The organism is Enterobacter cloacae complex sp. I1M (genome assembly GCF_014982425.1).
GTDB classification, from domain to species: domain Bacteria; phylum Pseudomonadota; class Gammaproteobacteria; order Enterobacterales; family Enterobacteriaceae; genus Enterobacter; species Enterobacter intestinihominis.
Genome location: NZ_JADCLG010000031.1, coordinates 68,194 through 82,935, shown reverse-complemented (window position 1 = coordinate 82,935; position 14,742 = coordinate 68,194). Strand labels below are relative to the sequence as shown.

17 protein-coding genes are annotated in these 14,742 nt (G+C 57.0%); 11 read left to right on the top strand and 6 right to left on the bottom strand.

All coding sequences use genetic code 11. The annotated features are described in order from the left end of the window. Nucleotides 1-77: 77 nt before the first annotated feature. Nucleotides 78-404, bottom strand: coding sequence for a DUF883 domain-containing protein (locus INF86_RS18530; protein ID WP_017382769.1), 327 nt, complete (start codon nt 402-404; stop codon nt 78-80). 158 nt (nt 405-562) lie between these two features. On the opposite strand from INF86_RS18530, the gene INF86_RS18525 reads away from it, so the two are divergent. After that, on the top strand, nt 563-907 hold the full coding sequence (locus INF86_RS18525; RefSeq protein ID WP_006811693.1) for a DUF2002 family protein: 345 nt from the start codon (nt 563-565) through the stop codon (nt 905-907). 32 nt (nt 908-939) lie between these two features. Here INF86_RS18525 and alaE read toward each other — a convergent pair whose 3' ends face one another. Further along, a complete protein-coding gene (gene alaE, locus INF86_RS18520) occupies nt 940-1,389 on the bottom strand; it encodes an L-alanine exporter AlaE (RefSeq protein ID WP_022649127.1) in 450 nt (149 codons plus the stop codon). Nucleotides 1,390-1,886: 497 nt separating this feature from the next. On the opposite strand from alaE, the gene stpA reads away from it, so the two are divergent. After that, complete coding sequence (gene stpA / locus INF86_RS18515; protein WP_022649126.1) at nt 1,887-2,291, top strand: DNA-binding protein StpA; 405 nt, start codon at nt 1,887-1,889, stop codon at nt 2,289-2,291. Nucleotides 2,292-2,328: 37 nt separating this feature from the next. Here the strand turns inward: stpA and INF86_RS18510 are convergent, their stop codons facing one another. Together INF86_RS18510 and INF86_RS18505 are read right to left on the bottom strand one after the other, a co-directional pair. Further along, nucleotides 2,329-2,508, bottom strand: coding sequence for a hypothetical protein (locus INF86_RS18510; protein WP_006811690.1), 180 nt, complete (start codon nt 2,506-2,508; stop codon nt 2,329-2,331). A gap of 82 nt (nt 2,509-2,590) precedes the next feature. Further along, nucleotides 2,591-3,109, bottom strand: coding sequence for a rhodanese family protein (locus tag INF86_RS18505; protein ID WP_022649125.1), 519 nt, complete (start codon nt 3,107-3,109; stop codon nt 2,591-2,593). Between the two features lie 179 nt (nt 3,110-3,288). Here INF86_RS18505 and INF86_RS18500 point away from each other — a divergent pair, with 179 nt between their 5' ends. Beyond that, nucleotides 3,289-3,447 (top strand): YqaE/Pmp3 family membrane protein, encoded by a 159-nt coding sequence (locus tag INF86_RS18500; protein ID WP_003862203.1) that lies wholly within the window; start codon nt 3,289-3,291, stop codon nt 3,445-3,447. Here the strand turns inward: INF86_RS18500 and INF86_RS18495 are convergent. Then, nucleotides 3,444-4,373, bottom strand: a complete 930-nt coding sequence (locus tag INF86_RS18495; protein WP_022649124.1) for a LysR substrate-binding domain-containing protein — start codon at nt 4,371-4,373, stop codon at nt 3,444-3,446. The two genes, INF86_RS18500 and INF86_RS18495, sit on opposite strands and share 4 nt — an antisense overlap. Before the next feature lie 320 nt (nt 4,374-4,693). Here INF86_RS18495 and INF86_RS18490 point away from each other — a divergent pair, with 320 nt between their 5' ends. From INF86_RS18490 to INF86_RS18460, 7 genes are all read left to right on the top strand, one after another. After that, entirely contained in the window at nt 4,694-5,299 is a 606-nt protein-coding gene (locus tag INF86_RS18490) for an ankyrin repeat domain-containing protein (protein ID WP_032625916.1), read from the top strand. Between the two features lie 108 nt (nt 5,300-5,407). Beyond that, nucleotides 5,408-6,949, top strand: coding sequence for an acyl-CoA synthetase FdrA (gene fdrA, locus INF86_RS18485; RefSeq protein ID WP_023306799.1), 1,542 nt, complete (start codon nt 5,408-5,410; stop codon nt 6,947-6,949). Next, entirely contained in the window at nt 6,949-8,364 is a 1,416-nt protein-coding gene (locus INF86_RS18480) for a DUF1116 domain-containing protein (RefSeq protein WP_193543789.1), read from the top strand. The genes fdrA and INF86_RS18480 overlap by 1 nt, the downstream gene beginning before the upstream one ends. 11 nt (nt 8,365-8,375) lie before the next feature. After that, complete coding sequence (locus tag INF86_RS18475; protein ID WP_126315113.1) at nt 8,376-9,956, top strand: xanthine permease; 1,581 nt, start codon at nt 8,376-8,378, stop codon at nt 9,954-9,956. Beyond that, nucleotides 9,953-10,909, top strand: coding sequence for a carbamate kinase family protein (locus tag INF86_RS18470; RefSeq protein ID WP_023298439.1), 957 nt, complete (start codon nt 9,953-9,955; stop codon nt 10,907-10,909). Before INF86_RS18475 ends, INF86_RS18470 begins: the two co-directional genes overlap by 4 nt. Before the next feature lies 1 nt (nt 10,910). After that, nucleotides 10,911-12,290, top strand: a complete 1,380-nt coding sequence (locus INF86_RS18465) for an amidohydrolase family protein (protein WP_193543788.1) — start codon at nt 10,911-10,913, stop codon at nt 12,288-12,290. Nucleotides 12,291-12,415: 125 nt separating this feature from the next. Then, entirely contained in the window at nt 12,416-13,147 is a 732-nt protein-coding gene (locus INF86_RS18460; protein ID WP_126315111.1) for a bifunctional 2-polyprenyl-6-hydroxyphenol methylase/3-demethylubiquinol 3-O-methyltransferase UbiG, read from the top strand. Here the strand turns inward: INF86_RS18460 and INF86_RS18455 are convergent. Further along, nucleotides 13,144-13,746, bottom strand: coding sequence for a short chain dehydrogenase (locus INF86_RS18455; RefSeq protein WP_193543787.1), 603 nt, complete (start codon nt 13,744-13,746; stop codon nt 13,144-13,146). The genes INF86_RS18460 and INF86_RS18455 overlap by 4 nt on opposite strands. A gap of 97 nt (nt 13,747-13,843) precedes the next feature. On the opposite strand from INF86_RS18455, the gene INF86_RS18450 reads away from it, so the two are divergent. Further along, complete coding sequence (locus INF86_RS18450) at nt 13,844-14,731, top strand: LysR substrate-binding domain-containing protein (RefSeq protein WP_022649115.1); 888 nt, start codon at nt 13,844-13,846, stop codon at nt 14,729-14,731. Nucleotides 14,732-14,742: the final 11 nt, after the last annotated feature.

Below are 14,742 nucleotides of genomic sequence, written 5' to 3'. Positions count from 1 at the left end.
GAACTGCGCGGGTTTTTCAGGCTTTCAGGCAAATAAAAGCCCCGGCGCCTGAGGCTACCGGGGCTGAGAACGCGTGCTTACTTACGCAGGCTAAGCAGGGCGCCGACAAAAATCCCGACTGCCGCGACCGTTCCCAGCGTACACAGCGGTTTTTCACGTACGAAGGTGGTGGCGCAGCTGGCCATATCGCAGGCCGCCTGAGTGGTACGTGAGCGGCCATTCATCCTTGCGCGCGTTTCACGCAGCAGAGACTGAGCCTTACGTTTCGCGGCATCTGCTTCATCCTTCGCGTCAGAGCCCCAGGATTTCAATACGGCTTCCAGCGTGTCCGCTAATTGGCTGACATCGTTACGAATATCCTGGGTGTCGTCGTTAATATCGTTTCGGTTCGGTCTGTTAAACATACGATCCTCCATAATTTGTGTTCCCGTTTAGTTTAGTCCAGAAATGTAATATCTGAAGCGAGTCACGGCTTATCGGGCAGTTTATGGAATATTCTGAAAGCCCTGCTAATGCTGAATACTGTAAGGTTGCCCGGCAGGTATGATAATGAGGAAAAGATATGTATTTACGACCCGATGAGGTGGCGCGCGTTCTTGAAAAAGAAGGGTTCACCATGGATGAGGTAACATCAAAAGCGTACGGATATCGCCGTGGTGAGAATTATGTTTACGTCAACCGTGAAGCAAGAATGGGGCGTACTGCTCTCATTATTCACCCGACACTCAAAGACAGAAGCCTGTCATTTGCTGAGCCCGCCTCGGATATTAAAACCTGCGATCATTATCAGCAATTTCCGCTCTATTTAGGCGGCGAGACGCATGAACATTATGGTATTCCGCACGGTTTCAGCTCGCGTATGGCGCTGGAGCGTTTCCTGAAAGGGCTGTTTGGCGACGTACAATAACTCAGCGACTGGCATGAGCCAGTCGCCTTAACTTACGCTTTTGCCTGGCTATAAGGGCTGACTTTAAACAGGCGGCGGCAGTAGTCAAGGAAGTAACCGTACACCGCACCCATCAGCATAGATACCACGATATTTGAACTTACCGCGGCGGCGATTTGATGCCAGTCTGCGCCCACCGTCAGCAAAATAACCACATACACCGGGGACTGGAACGTCACGTAAGCCAGCACGTCCGCCAGGTTTTTTACCCAACCTGCCGGGCTAATACGCCGGGCGAAACGCATCACCGCATCGCGATACATGCCGTACGGCCAGGCAATCATGATATTCACCGGAATGGCCACCAGGCGCGATGAGAGGGACTGCTCAAAGGTCATTCCGGACAGGAAAATTTCAATCAGCATGTTTACGACGGAACAGTAAACGACCATCGCGAACGTATCCGCTACCGCATGGCGCAGGCGAGACTGCGGTGAGAACATGTCTGAACTCCTCGAACAGGACAAAAAAGTGGCGTTTTTACCTGCGGCGTTTAGTGCTTTAGGTTGGTTTGTTTTGAGTGTATAGCGTATCCCTCTGGCTTTTAACTAACAAGTAGTGATTAATTTTTATTTATGGGCGCTTTGTCCATAAAATTCTCTAAAGTTGGCTGTTTTTTGTGCGAGTCGTTATTTTCTTTCCCATCCACCGTTTTATTAAACGAAATCAGACTATTAGCTTATCTGAGTAAGCGTATAACGTTTGTTATTCGGAGGATGCCGGGCGGTTTTTTGAACGGCTTTAAACAGGGATTTTTGACCAGGTGCAGGACGGAATATTACGCATTAAAACTGACAGGTAATTCGGGGTTATATTAACGGGATATTCTAAAACATTTACAATAATGTCAAAACGACAGAGTGGGTAGATATCAGAACAAAAATCAATTATTCTGTTGCTTGATTTATGTTATACACACGAAGAAAGGTTTCTCATTATTATGGCTTTAACGTTACAGAATCTTAATAATATCCGTACCCTCCGGGCGCTGGCGCGTGAATTATCCATGGATGTTCTGGAAGAAGTGCTGGAAAAAGTTCGGATTGTCACAGAAGAAAAACGCAGCGAGCAGGCTGAATTAGAGCGCCAGCGCGCTGAACAGCAGGATAAAATTAATGCTCTGCTGGAACTGATGAAGGCAGACGGTATTTCCCCGAGCGATCTGTTAGGCGGAGAACTGGCTCATGCGGGCCAGCCGGCTAAAAAACGTAAAGCGCGTGCGGCGAAATATCGTTTCATCGACGCGAACGGTGAAGAGAAAACGTGGACCGGTCAGGGACGTACGCCAAAGCCAATTGCGAACGCACTGGCAAACGGTAAATCGCTGGATGATTTCCTGATCTGATGATTATTCGGGCGGTGTATTCCGCCCGATTATTGACTTAGCAGACGCCAAAGTCACCTTCTTCGGAGTACAGAACTACGTCCGCCGCTTTCAGGTGATATTTCTCGCCCTGCTCATTGCTGGCCTGCACGGCCACAATGTTTTCACCATTTACTTCGAGCACTTTCAGTTTCGGACCGCCCTGACGCGGTTGGACATAATCACCGACAGAAAACATAGCACCTCCTCATCATTGTCACGATCTTCACCATAGCCCACGTCCGGGGCGGGGTACAGCCTAATCTTTCAGATACCCCTTATCAGGTACGTCGGTTCCACGGCATCACTTTCAGCAGTCGCGCCATACCGCAAAAACCTGTCACTCCGGCGAACAGCAGCCCGGCGCCCACAAAACCGCTTAGCAGGAAAAAGCCGCTGGAGACGCTGTAACCCAGCACCACGCCGCAGAGAATCAGCAGCCCGGCGGCGATCTGCACCTGACGCATCAGCGGAAGCGGCTGCGATTTATCTTCAACGGTCAGCAGCCCGGCCTGCTTCCAGCCCTGAATGCCTCCCTCAACCACAAAGGCGTTCGCAGGGGACGCTGCCCGGGCAAGACGAGCATCATTGTTTGCGGTTCTTGCGCCAGACTGACAGTGGAAAATCACTGTTTCTCCCGGCGCTGCGTTAAGCCCGCCGGGTAACGAATCCAGCGGAATGGAGTGCGCCGCTGGAATATGCTCGCGGGCATACTCGTCGGGGTCGCGAATATCGATAAGTTTGGCGCCTTCAGCAATAAGCGCGTTTGCCTGCTGCGGCGAAATAAGAGGAAGAGACATTGTGTTTCCTTACGGTCAATTTCAGAACAGTAGAGCATTTAAGGCAGGGTTTCAGCCAGTGTAAAGAGGGTAAAGGCAGGTAAAAGCGCGAGAGACGAATGGCAGTTACCCGTAAACTGGCTACGCTTAGAGAAGTGTCTTTTATAATTTTCAATTGGTTAGCTTGCACGGAGTTATTTATGGGTTTTTGGCGCGTTGTTTTTACGATTATTCTCCCGCCGCTGGGCGTGCTGCTTGGCAAGGGACTGGGCTGGGCGTTTATCCTGAACATCCTTCTGACCATCCTGGGTTACTTCCCGGGTCTTATCCACGCGTTTTGGGTTCAGACGAAAAGCTAGGTACGCCACAATAGATCACTGTAGATCCGGGTCAGTGCGCCCTCGGGGCCAAACTGCTGTTTGATCCAGCGCGTGACCTGACCGGTCGCCGCATGCTGCGTGGCGAGCAGCATGCGCGAGTCCTGGCGCGGATTATTGATTCGCCGCTTTACCAGCAGCCCGTCCTCCATCGCCTCACGCGTCATATACTCCGGTAAAAATCCAATACCCTCCCCCAGGATCTGACACTGACACTTGGTGTTAAAGTCCGGTACCAGAATCGCCTCCTGACCGTGAAGCAGCCAGCCGACCTTCTTGTTGATGGTATGCGCGGTGTCCTCGACCATGATATTGGGATACAGACGCAGCTGACTTTCGGAAATGGGCTCCGGGGCGAACGCCAGCGGATGCGTGGGCGCGATGGCAAATACCCAGCGGATCGCGCCTATCTCGGTGTAATCGATGCCTCCGCCATCCAGCAACGTATCCGGCGCGCCAATGGCGATGTTGGCCTGATTATTAATGATGGAATCCCAGACGCCGTTATACACCTCGGTCGTCACCGTGATCTGGCAGGTAGGAAACTGTTTTTTCAGCACCTGGAGCAAACGCGCGGTATGGCGTGGCGTATACAAAAGCTGATTAATGCAGATGCGCACCCGCGTCTCAATGCCCTGCGAAATGGTATCAATCCCGCGCTTGATGGCATGAAAGTCATTCAGCAGGTCGGTCGCTTTACGATAAAAATAAAAACCGGATTCGGTCAGCTCAATGCTGCGCGTGTTGCGTACAAACAGCACCACGTCCAGCCCGGTCTCCATACGTTTGATGGTGTAACTGATGGCGGAAGTGGTCACGCCCAGCTCGGCAGCCGCTTTGCTAAAACTGCCAAAGCGTGCCGCGGTGGTGAAGGCCAGCAAATTCTCTTCGGTAAAGATGGAATTCATATTATGGCTCCTGGTTACCATCAGTTTTGAACATATTTTAACACCGGCGTTACATCATAGTTGATGTCGGTCACAGTTCTGGATTTTTACGTAGAGCCGCGCTGTGTAAGGCTTTTTCATTCATAAGGATAATGCAGCCCGAGGCGCGTAAAAGCGGTAAACCATAAGAAAAAGGTTGCACAGACGCACGTTTTTGCCGGACTGTTGAATTTAACTCAACAATGAATTGCGTGTCGATGAATCATTTTTAAGCGGATTCTTTTATGACCAGGCTGTTGCTATTCTCAGGTCATCAGAAGTGAAACATAGGGAGTCTGAATATGTCTGCAACTGCACTGGTTACAGAATTTTTGCTGGCGGCAGAAGAGGGTAATATCGACGCGCTAAAAGCCTGCCTGGAAAAAGGCGTGGATATTAACGCGACCAACCGCCAGAAAAGAACCGCCATTATTATTGCCAGCCTGAAAAAGCATTACGCCTGTGTGGAATTTTTAATTTCCGCCGGGGCGGATATTGATAAACAGGACCAGACCTGTTTTAACCCCTTCCTGATCGGCTGCCTGACCAATGATTTAACCCTGCTGCGCATTGTCCTTCCGGCGGATCCGGATCTCGACCGTCTGACGCGCTTTGGCGGCGTGGGCATTACCCCCGCCAGTGAAAAAGGGCACGTTGAAATCGTGCGCGAGCTGCTGGAAAAAACCGACATTAACGTCAACCACACCAATTTTGTCGGCTGGACGCCGCTGCTTGAGGCCATCGTGTTAAACGACGGCGGCGCAAAGCAGCAGGAAATTGTGAAGCTGCTGCTGGATCACGGCGCGAATCCGCACATGACTGATAAATACGGCAAAACCCCGCTCGAACTGGCGCGGGAAAAAGGCTTCAACGCGATCGCAGACCTGCTGCTGGCAGCAGGCGCATAGCGCATTCGGTCAGCCTTCCCCTGGCTGGCCGTGAATCAAAAAACGCATTGTTACCGACGTGCCTTTAGCACGACGGCGGCCCCCTTTTATCTTAAACAGGTGAAAATAATGCCAACCAAAATCGTCATAAAAAAGAATACGTATTTCGATTCGGTTTCCTTAATGTCGGTTTCCACCAAAGCCAATAAATTGCCGGGCATCGAGCAGGCGTTTGTGGCGATGGCGACGGAAATGAACAAAGGGGTATTAAAAAACCTCGGGCTATTAACGCCGGAATTAGCGGACGCGAAAAACGGCGACCTGATGATCGTTATTAAAGGCGACGCGGCGAATGAGGAAACCCTTGCCGCCATTGAAGCGTTATTCACGCGTAAAGAGAGCGCTGGCTCCCATGAAGCACGCTACGCGACGATTGCCAGCGCCAAAACCCATCGTCCGGACAGCAACCTTGCGGTGATATCCGTCAACGGCACCTTCGCCGCCCGCGAAGCGCGCCAGGCGCTGGAAAACGATCTCAACGTGATGCTGTTTTCCGATAATGTGTCGCTCGACGACGAGCTGGCGCTGAAGCAGCTGGCGCATGACAAAGGATTGCTAATGATGGGGCCGGACTGCGGCACCGCCATTATCAACGGCGCGGGGCTGTGCTTTGCCAACGCGGTACGTCGCGGGCCGATTGGCATCGTTGGCGCCTCCGGCACCGGTAGCCAGGAGCTGAGCGTGCGCATTCACGAGTTCGGCGGTGGCGTGTCGCAGCTGATCGGCACCGGCGGGCGCGATCTCAGCGAGAAGATTGGCGGCCTGATGATGCTCGACGCCATCGACATGCTGGAGGCGGACGACGCGACCCGGGTGATAGCGCTCATCTCCAAACCGCCTGCACCCGCGGTGGCAGAGAAGGTGCTGGCCCGGGCACGCGCCTGCCGCAAACCTGTGGTTGTGTGCTTCCTGGGCCGCAACGAACCGCCAGCCGATGAAGACGGCTTGCAGTTTGCTCGTGGCACCAAAGAGGCGGCCCTGAAAGCGGTGCTGCTTACCGGCATTAAAAAAGACTCCCTGGATTTACATCCGCTCAACTGGCCGCTGATCGAAGAGGTGCGCGCCCGCCTGACGCCGCGGCAGAAGTACATTCGCGGCCTGTTCTGCGGCGGCACCCTGTGCGACGAAGCGATGTTTGCCGCGCTGGAGAAGTTTGACGATGTTTACAGCAACATCCAGCCGGATCCGGCCAGGCGTCTGAAGGACATCAGCGTCAGCCAGGCCCACACCTTCCTTGATTTCGGTGACGACGATTTCACCAACGGCAAACCACACCCGATGATCGACCCGACCAACCGCATCAGCCGCCTGCTACAGGAGGCGCGCGATCCGCAGGTGGGCGTCATCGTGATGGACTTCGTGCTGGGCTTTGGCGCACACGAGGATCCGGTGGGGGTGATGATCGAGGCGATCAAAGAGGCACAGGCAATCGCGAAAGCCGACAACCGTCCGCTGGAAATTCTCGGCTACGTGCTCGGCACCGATCAGGATCCGCAGTCGCTGGCCCAGCAGTGCCAGCTGCTGACCGACGCAGGCGTCATCTGGGCCAGCAGCAGCACCAATACCGGATTACTGGCACGCGAATTTGTCTGCAAAGGGGAGAGAGCATAATGACGACCTTATTCAACCAACCGCTGAACGTGATTAACGTCGGGATTGCGATGTTCAGCGACGACCTCAAAAAACAGCACGTTCCCGTGACCCAGCTCGACTGGACGCCGCCGGGGCAGGGCAATATGCAGGTGGTGGACGCGCTGGATCGGCTGGCGGAAAAACCGCTGGCGGAGAAAATTGCCGCCGCGAACAACATTGCCCTTGAGCGCATTATTCAGTCCCATCCGGTGCTGGTGGGCTATGACCAGGCGATTAACGTGGTGCCGGGCATGACCCGCACCACCATTCTGCACGCCGGTCCGCCTGTTACCTGGGAAAACATGTGTGGGGCGATGAAGGGCGCGGTCACCGGCGCGCTGGTGTTTGAAGGGCTGGCGACGGATCTGGAGGACGCCGCAAGGCTGGCGGCTTCAGGGAAGATCACCTTCTCGCCGTGCCACGAGCACGACTGTGTGGGCTCTATGGCGGGCGTCACCTCCGCGTCGATGTTTATGCACATCGTTGAGAACAAAACCTACGGCAACCGCGCCTTCACCAACCTCAGCGAGCAGATGGCGAAGATACTGCGCATGGGGGCCAACGATCAGAGCGTGATCGACCGCCTGAACTGGATGCGCGACGTGCTCGGCCCAATGCTGCGCGACGCGATGAAGATTATCGGCGAAATCGACCTGCGCCTGATGCTGGCCCAGGCGCTGCACATGGGCGACGAGTGCCACAACCGCAACAACGCGGGCACCACGCTGCTTATCCAGGCGCTGACGCCGGGGCTGATCCATGCGGGCTATCCGGTGGCGCAGCAGCGTGAAGTGTTCGAGTTTGTCGCCAGCAGCGACTACTTCTCCGGTCCGACGTGGATGGCAATGTGTAAGGCCGCGCTGGATGCCGCCCACGGCATTGAGTACAGCACCGTCGTCACCACCATGGCGCGCAACGGCTACGAGTTCGGCCTGCGCGTTTCCGGCCTGCCGGGGCAGTGGTTCACCGGCCCGGCGCAGCAGGTGATCGGCCCGATGTTCGCGGGCTATAAGCCGGAAGACTCCGGGCTGGATATCGGCGACAGCGCCATCACCGAAACCTACGGCATCGGCGGCTTTGCGATGGCGACAGCCCCGGCAATCGTGGCGCTGGTGGGCGGCACGGTGGAGGAAGCCATCGATTTCTCCCGCCAGATGCGCGAAATCACTCTCGGCGAAAACCCGAACGTCACCATTCCGCTGCTGTCGTTTATGGGCATCCCGTCCGCCATCGACATCACGAAGGTCGCGGGCAGCGGCATTCTGCCGGTCATTAATACCGCCATTGCCCATAAGGACGCCGGTATCGGCATGATTGGGGCGGGCATCGTTCACCCGCCGTTTAGCTGTTTTGAAAAGGCGTTGTTAACCTTCCGCGATCGCTACGTTCTATAAGGTATGCATCCATGAAAAACATGAAACTGGAGTGGAAAAGAGGTGACTGGGCAGCTTATTTCGGGTTGATGACCAACAACCTGACCAATTTGCTGACCATGATGGGGTTGCTCATTTTTGTCGTCGGCATCCCGAAGGAGATTGTTTATGGACGCATCGCGCCAGCCTTCGGTCTGGCGGTGCTGGTGGCGAGTCTTTGCTATACGTGGTTTGGCCTGCAAATGGCGCGCGCCACCGGACGAACGGACGTCACTGCGCTGCCGTCCGGCCCGAGCGCGCCGTCGATTTTTACCGTGACCTTCCTGGTCTTAATGCCGGTTTACCAGCAAACCGGCGATGCGGATTTCGCGATTCAGATTGGCCTGGTGTGGTGCTTTGTGGAAGCGATGATCCTCGCGGGCGGTTCCTTCCTGGGGGAAACCATCCGCAAGATGATCCCGCGTACCGTGCTGCTGTCGTGCCTGTCCGGTCTTGGCCTGCTCCTGCTGGCGATGAACCCGATGTTGCAGGCGTTCGAAGCGCCGACCGTGTCGTTTATCGTCCTGCTGCTGATCTTCATTAACTGGTTCGGTAAAAAGCCGATTTTCGCCCGCATCCCGACCGGCCTGCTGTTGTTGATTGCCGGTACTCTGCTTGCGTGGATCTCCGGCCTGCAAAGCCCGGATGCCATTAAAGCGTCCATGTCATCCTTCGGCTTTAACCCGCCGGAAGTGCATGTGGACAGCTTTATGCAGGGGTTGCCGCATGCGCTGCCGTATCTGGCGTCCGCCGTACCGCTGGGGCTGGCGAACTACATCTTTGACCTGGAGAACATCGAAAGCGCCCATGCGGCGGGGGATGAATACCCGACCCGCAAGGTAATGCTGGCGAACGGTCTGGCCTCCATGCTCGGCTGCCTGATGGGCAATCCGTTCCCGGTCACGGTCTACGTCGGCCATCCTGGCTGGAAAGCGATGGGCGCCAGCATCGGCTACACCCTGGCGTCCGGCGTGACCATGTTCATCGTGCCGCTGTTCGGGCTGGGGGCCTTTATGCTCGCCATCATCCCGATGACCGCCATCGTGCCGATTCTGGTGTTTATCGGCGTCGTCACCGCCAACCAGGTGGTGAGGGAAACCCCGAAAGTGGAGGTGCCCGTCATCTTCATCTGCCTGTTCCCGTGGATTGCCAACTGGGCGCTGACCATGATGAACAGCGTGATGAGCGCGGCGGGGACCAGCGCGGCGAAAATTGGCACCGACGTGCTGCACAGCAAGGGGATCTACTACGAAGGCCTGATGCATCTCGGCAACGGCGCGCCGCTCGCCAGCATGCTCTGGGGCTGTATCGCCATCTTCGCCATCATCAACAAACCGCTGCGCGGGGCCGTCGCCGCCGCAGGAGGCGCGCTGCTGGCGCTGTTTGGCGTGATCCACGCCCCGGTGGTGGGCTTTGCCGAGGGCAGTTCCCTGATGTTCGTTACGGCCTACCTGATGATGGGCGGGATGTTTGTGGTGAAGCATGTGCTGGATATCTCTGTTAATCCCCCTCTCCCAGTGGGAGAGGGCCAGGGTGAGGGCGTCAGAACGCACCTTCTAAAGGAAACAAAATGAAAGAGCTTATGGTCGTTGCCATCGGCGGCAACAGCATTATCAAAGACAACGCCAGCCAGTCGATTGAGCATCAGGCGCAGGCGGTCAAAGCGGTGGCTGAGTCGGTGCTCGAAATGCTGGCCTCGGACTATGACATCGTGCTCACCCACGGCAACGGCCCTCAGGTGGGGCTGGATCTGCGCCGCGCCGAGATCGCCCACGAGCGGGAAGGGCTGCCGCTGACCCCGCTGGCAAACTGCGTGGCAGATACCCAGGGTGGGATCGGCTACCTGATCCAGCAGGCGCTCAACAACCGCCTGGCGGCGCGCGGGGAACAAAAAGCGGTCACGGTCGTCACGCAGGTGGAGGTGGATAAAAATGATCCTGGCTTTATGCACCCGACGAAACCCATCGGCGCGTTCTTCAGCGAGGCGCAGCGCGACGATCTGCAACTTGCGCATCCGGACTGGCATTTTGTCGAGGATTCAGGCCGGGGCTATCGCCGCGTGGTAGCTTCACCGCAGCCGCGGCGCATTGTCGAGGCGGATGCCATCAAGGCGCTGACGCAGAAAGGATTTGTGGTGATCGGCGCAGGCGGCGGAGGCATTCCTGTGGTGCGCAGTGACCAGGGCGATTATCAGAGCGTGGACGCGGTGATAGATAAAGATCTCTCCACCGCGCTGCTGGCGCGCGAGATCGGCGCCGACGTGCTGGTGATCACCACCGGCGTGGAGAAAGTGTGCGTGAACTTCGGCAAGCCGAACCAGCAGGCGCTGGATACAGTCAACGTGGCGCAGATGACGCGCTACAGGGATGAAGGCCACTTCCCGGCGGGCAGCATGTTGCCAAAAATCGTCGCTTCGCTGGAATTTTTACGCCACGGCGGCAGGCGCGTGATCATCACCTCGCCGGACTGCCTGCCCGCAGCGCTGCGCGGTGAAACGGGTACCCACATTGTTAACGAAGGAAGATAAGATGAGTGAGAATAAAAGCCGCCGCGAGTTTATTAGCCAGAGCGGTAAAATGGTTACCGCCTGCGCGCTGTTTGGCGCCACGGGTTCCGTCGCGTATGCTGCCGATTCTGCTAAGGCAACCTGCGTGACGGGTAAACCGATGAACATCACCGCAAAACATTACTATCTCGACAACGTGCTGCTGGAAGCCGGGTTTAACTTCGACGGCAGCGTGGCGACAAGCACCCGCACCGAGCTGAAAACGCTTGAGATCAAAGACGGGAAAATCGTCGCCCTGCGCGATAACAACAGCCACGCCGACGCGGCCCTGCCGCACTTCGATGCGGGCAAAAAGCTGATGCTCCCGGCGATGCGCGACATGCACATCCATCTGGACAAAACCTTCTATGGCGGCCCGTGGCGCTCCCTGAACCGTCCGGCGGGTACCACCATTCAGGACATGATCCGCCTGGAGCAGAAGCTGCTGCCGGAATTACAGCCTTACACGCAAGAACGCGCCGAAAAGCTGATCGACCTGATCCAGTCCAAAGGGTCCACCATCGCCCGCAGCCACTGCAACATAGAGCCGGTTTCCGGCCTGAAAAACCTGGAAAATTTGCAGGCGGTACTGGCGCGCCGAAGCCCAGGTTTTGACTGTGAAATCGTTGCCTTCCCGCAGCACGGTCTGCTGCTCTCCAACTCTGAAAAGCTGATGCGCGAGGCGATGCAGGCGGGGGCGCATTATGTGGGCGGGCTGGACCCAACCAGCGTCGACGGCGCGATGGAGAAATCCCTCGACACCATGTTCCAGATTGCGCTGGATTATGACAAAGGGGTGGATATCCATCTGCACGAAACCAGCCCGGCGGGCGTGGCGGCGGTGAACTACATGGTAGAAACCGTGGAGAAAACGCCGGAGCTGAAGGGGAAGCTGACCATCAGCCACGCCTTCGCGCTGGCGACGCTTAACGAACAGCAGGTGGATGAGATCGCCACCCGCATGGCGGCGCAGGAGGTGACCATCGCCTCCACCGTGCCGATTGGCACCCTGCACATGCCGCTGAAGCAGCTGCGTGATAAAGGCGTGTTTGTCATGACCGGTACCGACAGCGTGATTGACCACTGGTCCCCGTACGGTCTGGGGGACATGCTGGAGAAAGCCAACCTCTACGCCCAGCTCTATATTCGCCCGAACGAACAGACGCTTTCGCGGGCGCTGGGCATCGCCACCGGCGACGTGCTGCCGCTGAACGACAAAGGTGAGCGCGTGTGGCCTAAAGCGCAGGACGACGCCAGCTTCGTGCTGGTGGATGCCTCCTGTTCCGCCGAGGCCGTGGCGCGTATCTCTCCGCGTACCGCGACGTTCCATAAGGGGAATCTGGTCTGGGGCTCTGTGGGCTAATGTGGTGTCGGGTGGCGCTGCGCTTACCCGGCCTACGGTTCGGAGATTTTGTAGGTCGGGTAAGGCGAAGCCGCCACCCGACAATGCAGTATACTGCTATGCACATTCTTAAAGAGGGATCTGCCATGGCACAAAACATCTACGACAATCCGGCGTTTTTCGAAGGCTACGCCCAGCTTCCGCGCTCGGTTCAGGGGCTGGACGGCGCGCCGGAGTGGCCTGCGCTTAAGGCGATGCTGCCGGATTTAACCGGCACATCGGTTATCGATCTTGGGTGCGGCTACGGCTGGTTCTGCCGCGTGGCGCGCGAGCTGGGCGCTTGTGACGTCACGGGCGTCGATATCTCTGAAAAGATGCTCGCCCGCGCGGCAGAACTGACGGATGACACGCAGATCCACTATCAGCGTAGCGATCTGGAATCTCTTCAGCTTCGCGAAAACAGTCTCGATCTGGTCTACAGCTCGCTGGCGCTGCACTATCTGCCGAAACTGGATGCGTTATTCGCCAGGGTGCAGCGTGCGCTTAAACCCGGCGGCAGCCTGGTTTTCTCGATGGAGCACCCGATTTATACCTGCGCCACCCGTCAGGGCTGGCTCACCGACGACAACGGTGAGCGGTTCTGGGGCGTGAACCATTATCAGGACGAAGGCAAGCGCGTCAGCAACTGGCTGGCAGAGGGGGTAATCAAATACCACCGCACGCTGGGTACCACGCTTAACGCGCTGATCAAGGCCGGATTGACGATAAGTGAAGTCAATGAGTGGGGACCAACGCAGGCGCAGGTTGACGCCTGGCCCGCGCTGGCCGAAGAGGCGGAACGCCCGATGCTGGTGCTGATCGCCGCCCGTAAGGCTTAATAGCCGACTTTATATACCCGCCCGCTCTGTACCCCTTCCACGCTGCGGCGGTAGGCCTGCGCAACGGTCGCAGCGGGAACGCTTTCAAAGCCCGGGAAGAAGCCATCATATGCTTCGACGGATTCCGTCAGCACCGTTGGGCTGATCAGGTTAATGCGGATCCCGCGCGGCAGTTCACAGGCCGCGGCGCGCACAAACCCTTCCAGCGCCGCGTTTACGGTGGTGGCATTGACGCCCTGAGCAATCGGTTCGTGCGCCACAATCCCGCTTATCAGCGTGATCGAGCCGCCTTCGTTCAGGAAGTGCTGGCCGGTCAGCGCCAGACGAACCTGCCCCAGTAGCTTATCCTGCAAGCCCCGGTTGAACTCGTCGTCGGTCATGGTTGCGAGCGGGCCGAAGTGTACCCCACCGCTGGCGGAGACAATCGCATCCACCGGGCCGATCTTTTCGAACAGCGCCTGTACGCTCGCCTGCGAGGTGATATCCACCTGATGCTCGCCCTGCGTGCGACCCACGCGGATCGTCTCGTGGCGTTGGCTTAACTCTTCTGTGACTGCACGACCGACCGTACCGCTGGCACCAATAATGACGATTTTCATAGCAGACTCCTTATGTTGTGAGTCTTCATTCTTTAATAAATAAAAACTCAGATAAACTGGGCTAACGTTAGAAGATTACTAACCAGAGGTTTGGAATATGGATAAGCTTCGCGGGATGGAGACGTTCATCGCGGTGGTGGAAAGCGGCAGCTTCACCGGCGCGGCGGCCCGGCTGGAGATGTCGGCGGTGATGGTCGGGAAGTATATTGCGTTGCTGGAATCGCAGCTCGGCACGCGGCTACTGGAACGCAACACCCGACGCCAGAGCCTGACCGACGCCGGACGCGTTTATTTCGAAGAGGCCAGGCGCGTGCTGGAGCAGGTCTCGATTGCTGAAAACGCAGTTGAACGTCTGCGAGCCACGCCCGCCGGCACCCTGCGCGTGACGGCACCCACCTCGTTTGGCGGCTGCGTTATCGCGCCTCTGACGGCCACGTTTTTACAGCGCTACCCGCAAGTGCGCATCGAACTGGATCTCACCAACCGAATGGTGGATCTGGTGGAGGAAGGGGTCGATCTGGCCATTCGCATCGGGGAGATCCGAAATGAGGATCTGGTGGCGAAATACCTGTGTCCCTACAACATGACGATCTGCGCCGCGCCGGAATATCTGGCGCGTCACGGTACGCCGCAAACGCCAGCCGATCTGGTGGATCACCTGTGTCTGTCGCACACGGTATGGACGGCGCGTAACGAGTGGCGGCTGCCCGGTGTGGAAGGCGAGGTGCGCTGGAAGCGTGATGCCGTCTTACGATGCAATGACGGCTACGGCTTACGCATGGCGGCGCGAGCCGGGGCAGGACTATTGCTGCAACCGGAAGTGCTGGTGGCTGAAGAGCTGGCAAACGGCAGGCTGGTTCGGGTTCTGGAAGCGTTTACGCCCGCGCCGAGGCCGGTGCATTTATTGTGGCGCCAGGATTTGCGTCCGCTGCCTAAGCTAACGGAATTTATTGCCCATATTCTGCTAAGATTGGGCACAATATAAAAAAAGAAGGT

What these genes read in the sequence shown, in the direction of transcription:
- stpA (WP_022649126.1), top strand. Translation starts at nt 1,887, where the DNA reads ATGGCTTTAACGTTACAGAATCTTAATAATATCCGTACCCTCCGGGCG.
- fdrA (WP_023306799.1), top strand. Translation starts at nt 5,408, where the DNA reads ATGCCAACCAAAATCGTCATAAAAAAGAATACGTATTTCGATTCGGTT.
- INF86_RS18525 (WP_006811693.1), top strand. Translation starts at nt 563, where the DNA reads ATGTATTTACGACCCGATGAGGTGGCGCGCGTTCTTGAAAAAGAAGGG.
- INF86_RS18470 (WP_023298439.1), top strand. Translation starts at nt 9,953, where the DNA reads ATGAAAGAGCTTATGGTCGTTGCCATCGGCGGCAACAGCATTATCAAA.
- INF86_RS18450 (WP_022649115.1), top strand. Translation starts at nt 13,844, where the DNA reads ATGGATAAGCTTCGCGGGATGGAGACGTTCATCGCGGTGGTGGAAAGC.
- alaE (WP_022649127.1), bottom strand. Translation starts at nt 1,389, where the DNA reads ATGTTCTCACCGCAGTCTCGCCTGCGCCATGCGGTAGCGGATACGTTC.
- INF86_RS18480 (WP_193543789.1), top strand. Translation starts at nt 6,949, where the DNA reads ATGACGACCTTATTCAACCAACCGCTGAACGTGATTAACGTCGGGATT.
- INF86_RS18475 (WP_126315113.1), top strand. Translation starts at nt 8,376, where the DNA reads ATGAAAAACATGAAACTGGAGTGGAAAAGAGGTGACTGGGCAGCTTAT.
- INF86_RS18500 (WP_003862203.1), top strand. Translation starts at nt 3,289, where the DNA reads ATGGGTTTTTGGCGCGTTGTTTTTACGATTATTCTCCCGCCGCTGGGC.
- INF86_RS18505 (WP_022649125.1), bottom strand. Translation starts at nt 3,109, where the DNA reads ATGTCTCTTCCTCTTATTTCGCCGCAGCAGGCAAACGCGCTTATTGCT.
- INF86_RS18495 (WP_022649124.1), bottom strand. Translation starts at nt 4,373, where the DNA reads ATGAATTCCATCTTTACCGAAGAGAATTTGCTGGCCTTCACCACCGCG.
- INF86_RS18455 (WP_193543787.1), bottom strand. Translation starts at nt 13,746, where the DNA reads ATGAAAATCGTCATTATTGGTGCCAGCGGTACGGTCGGTCGTGCAGTC.
- INF86_RS18460 (WP_126315111.1), top strand. Translation starts at nt 12,416, where the DNA reads ATGGCACAAAACATCTACGACAATCCGGCGTTTTTCGAAGGCTACGCC.
- INF86_RS18465 (WP_193543788.1), top strand. Translation starts at nt 10,911, where the DNA reads ATGAGTGAGAATAAAAGCCGCCGCGAGTTTATTAGCCAGAGCGGTAAA.
- INF86_RS18530 (WP_017382769.1), bottom strand. Translation starts at nt 404, where the DNA reads ATGTTTAACAGACCGAACCGAAACGATATTAACGACGACACCCAGGAT.
- INF86_RS18510 (WP_006811690.1), bottom strand. Translation starts at nt 2,508, where the DNA reads ATGTTTTCTGTCGGTGATTATGTCCAACCGCGTCAGGGCGGTCCGAAA.
- INF86_RS18490 (WP_032625916.1), top strand. Translation starts at nt 4,694, where the DNA reads ATGTCTGCAACTGCACTGGTTACAGAATTTTTGCTGGCGGCAGAAGAG.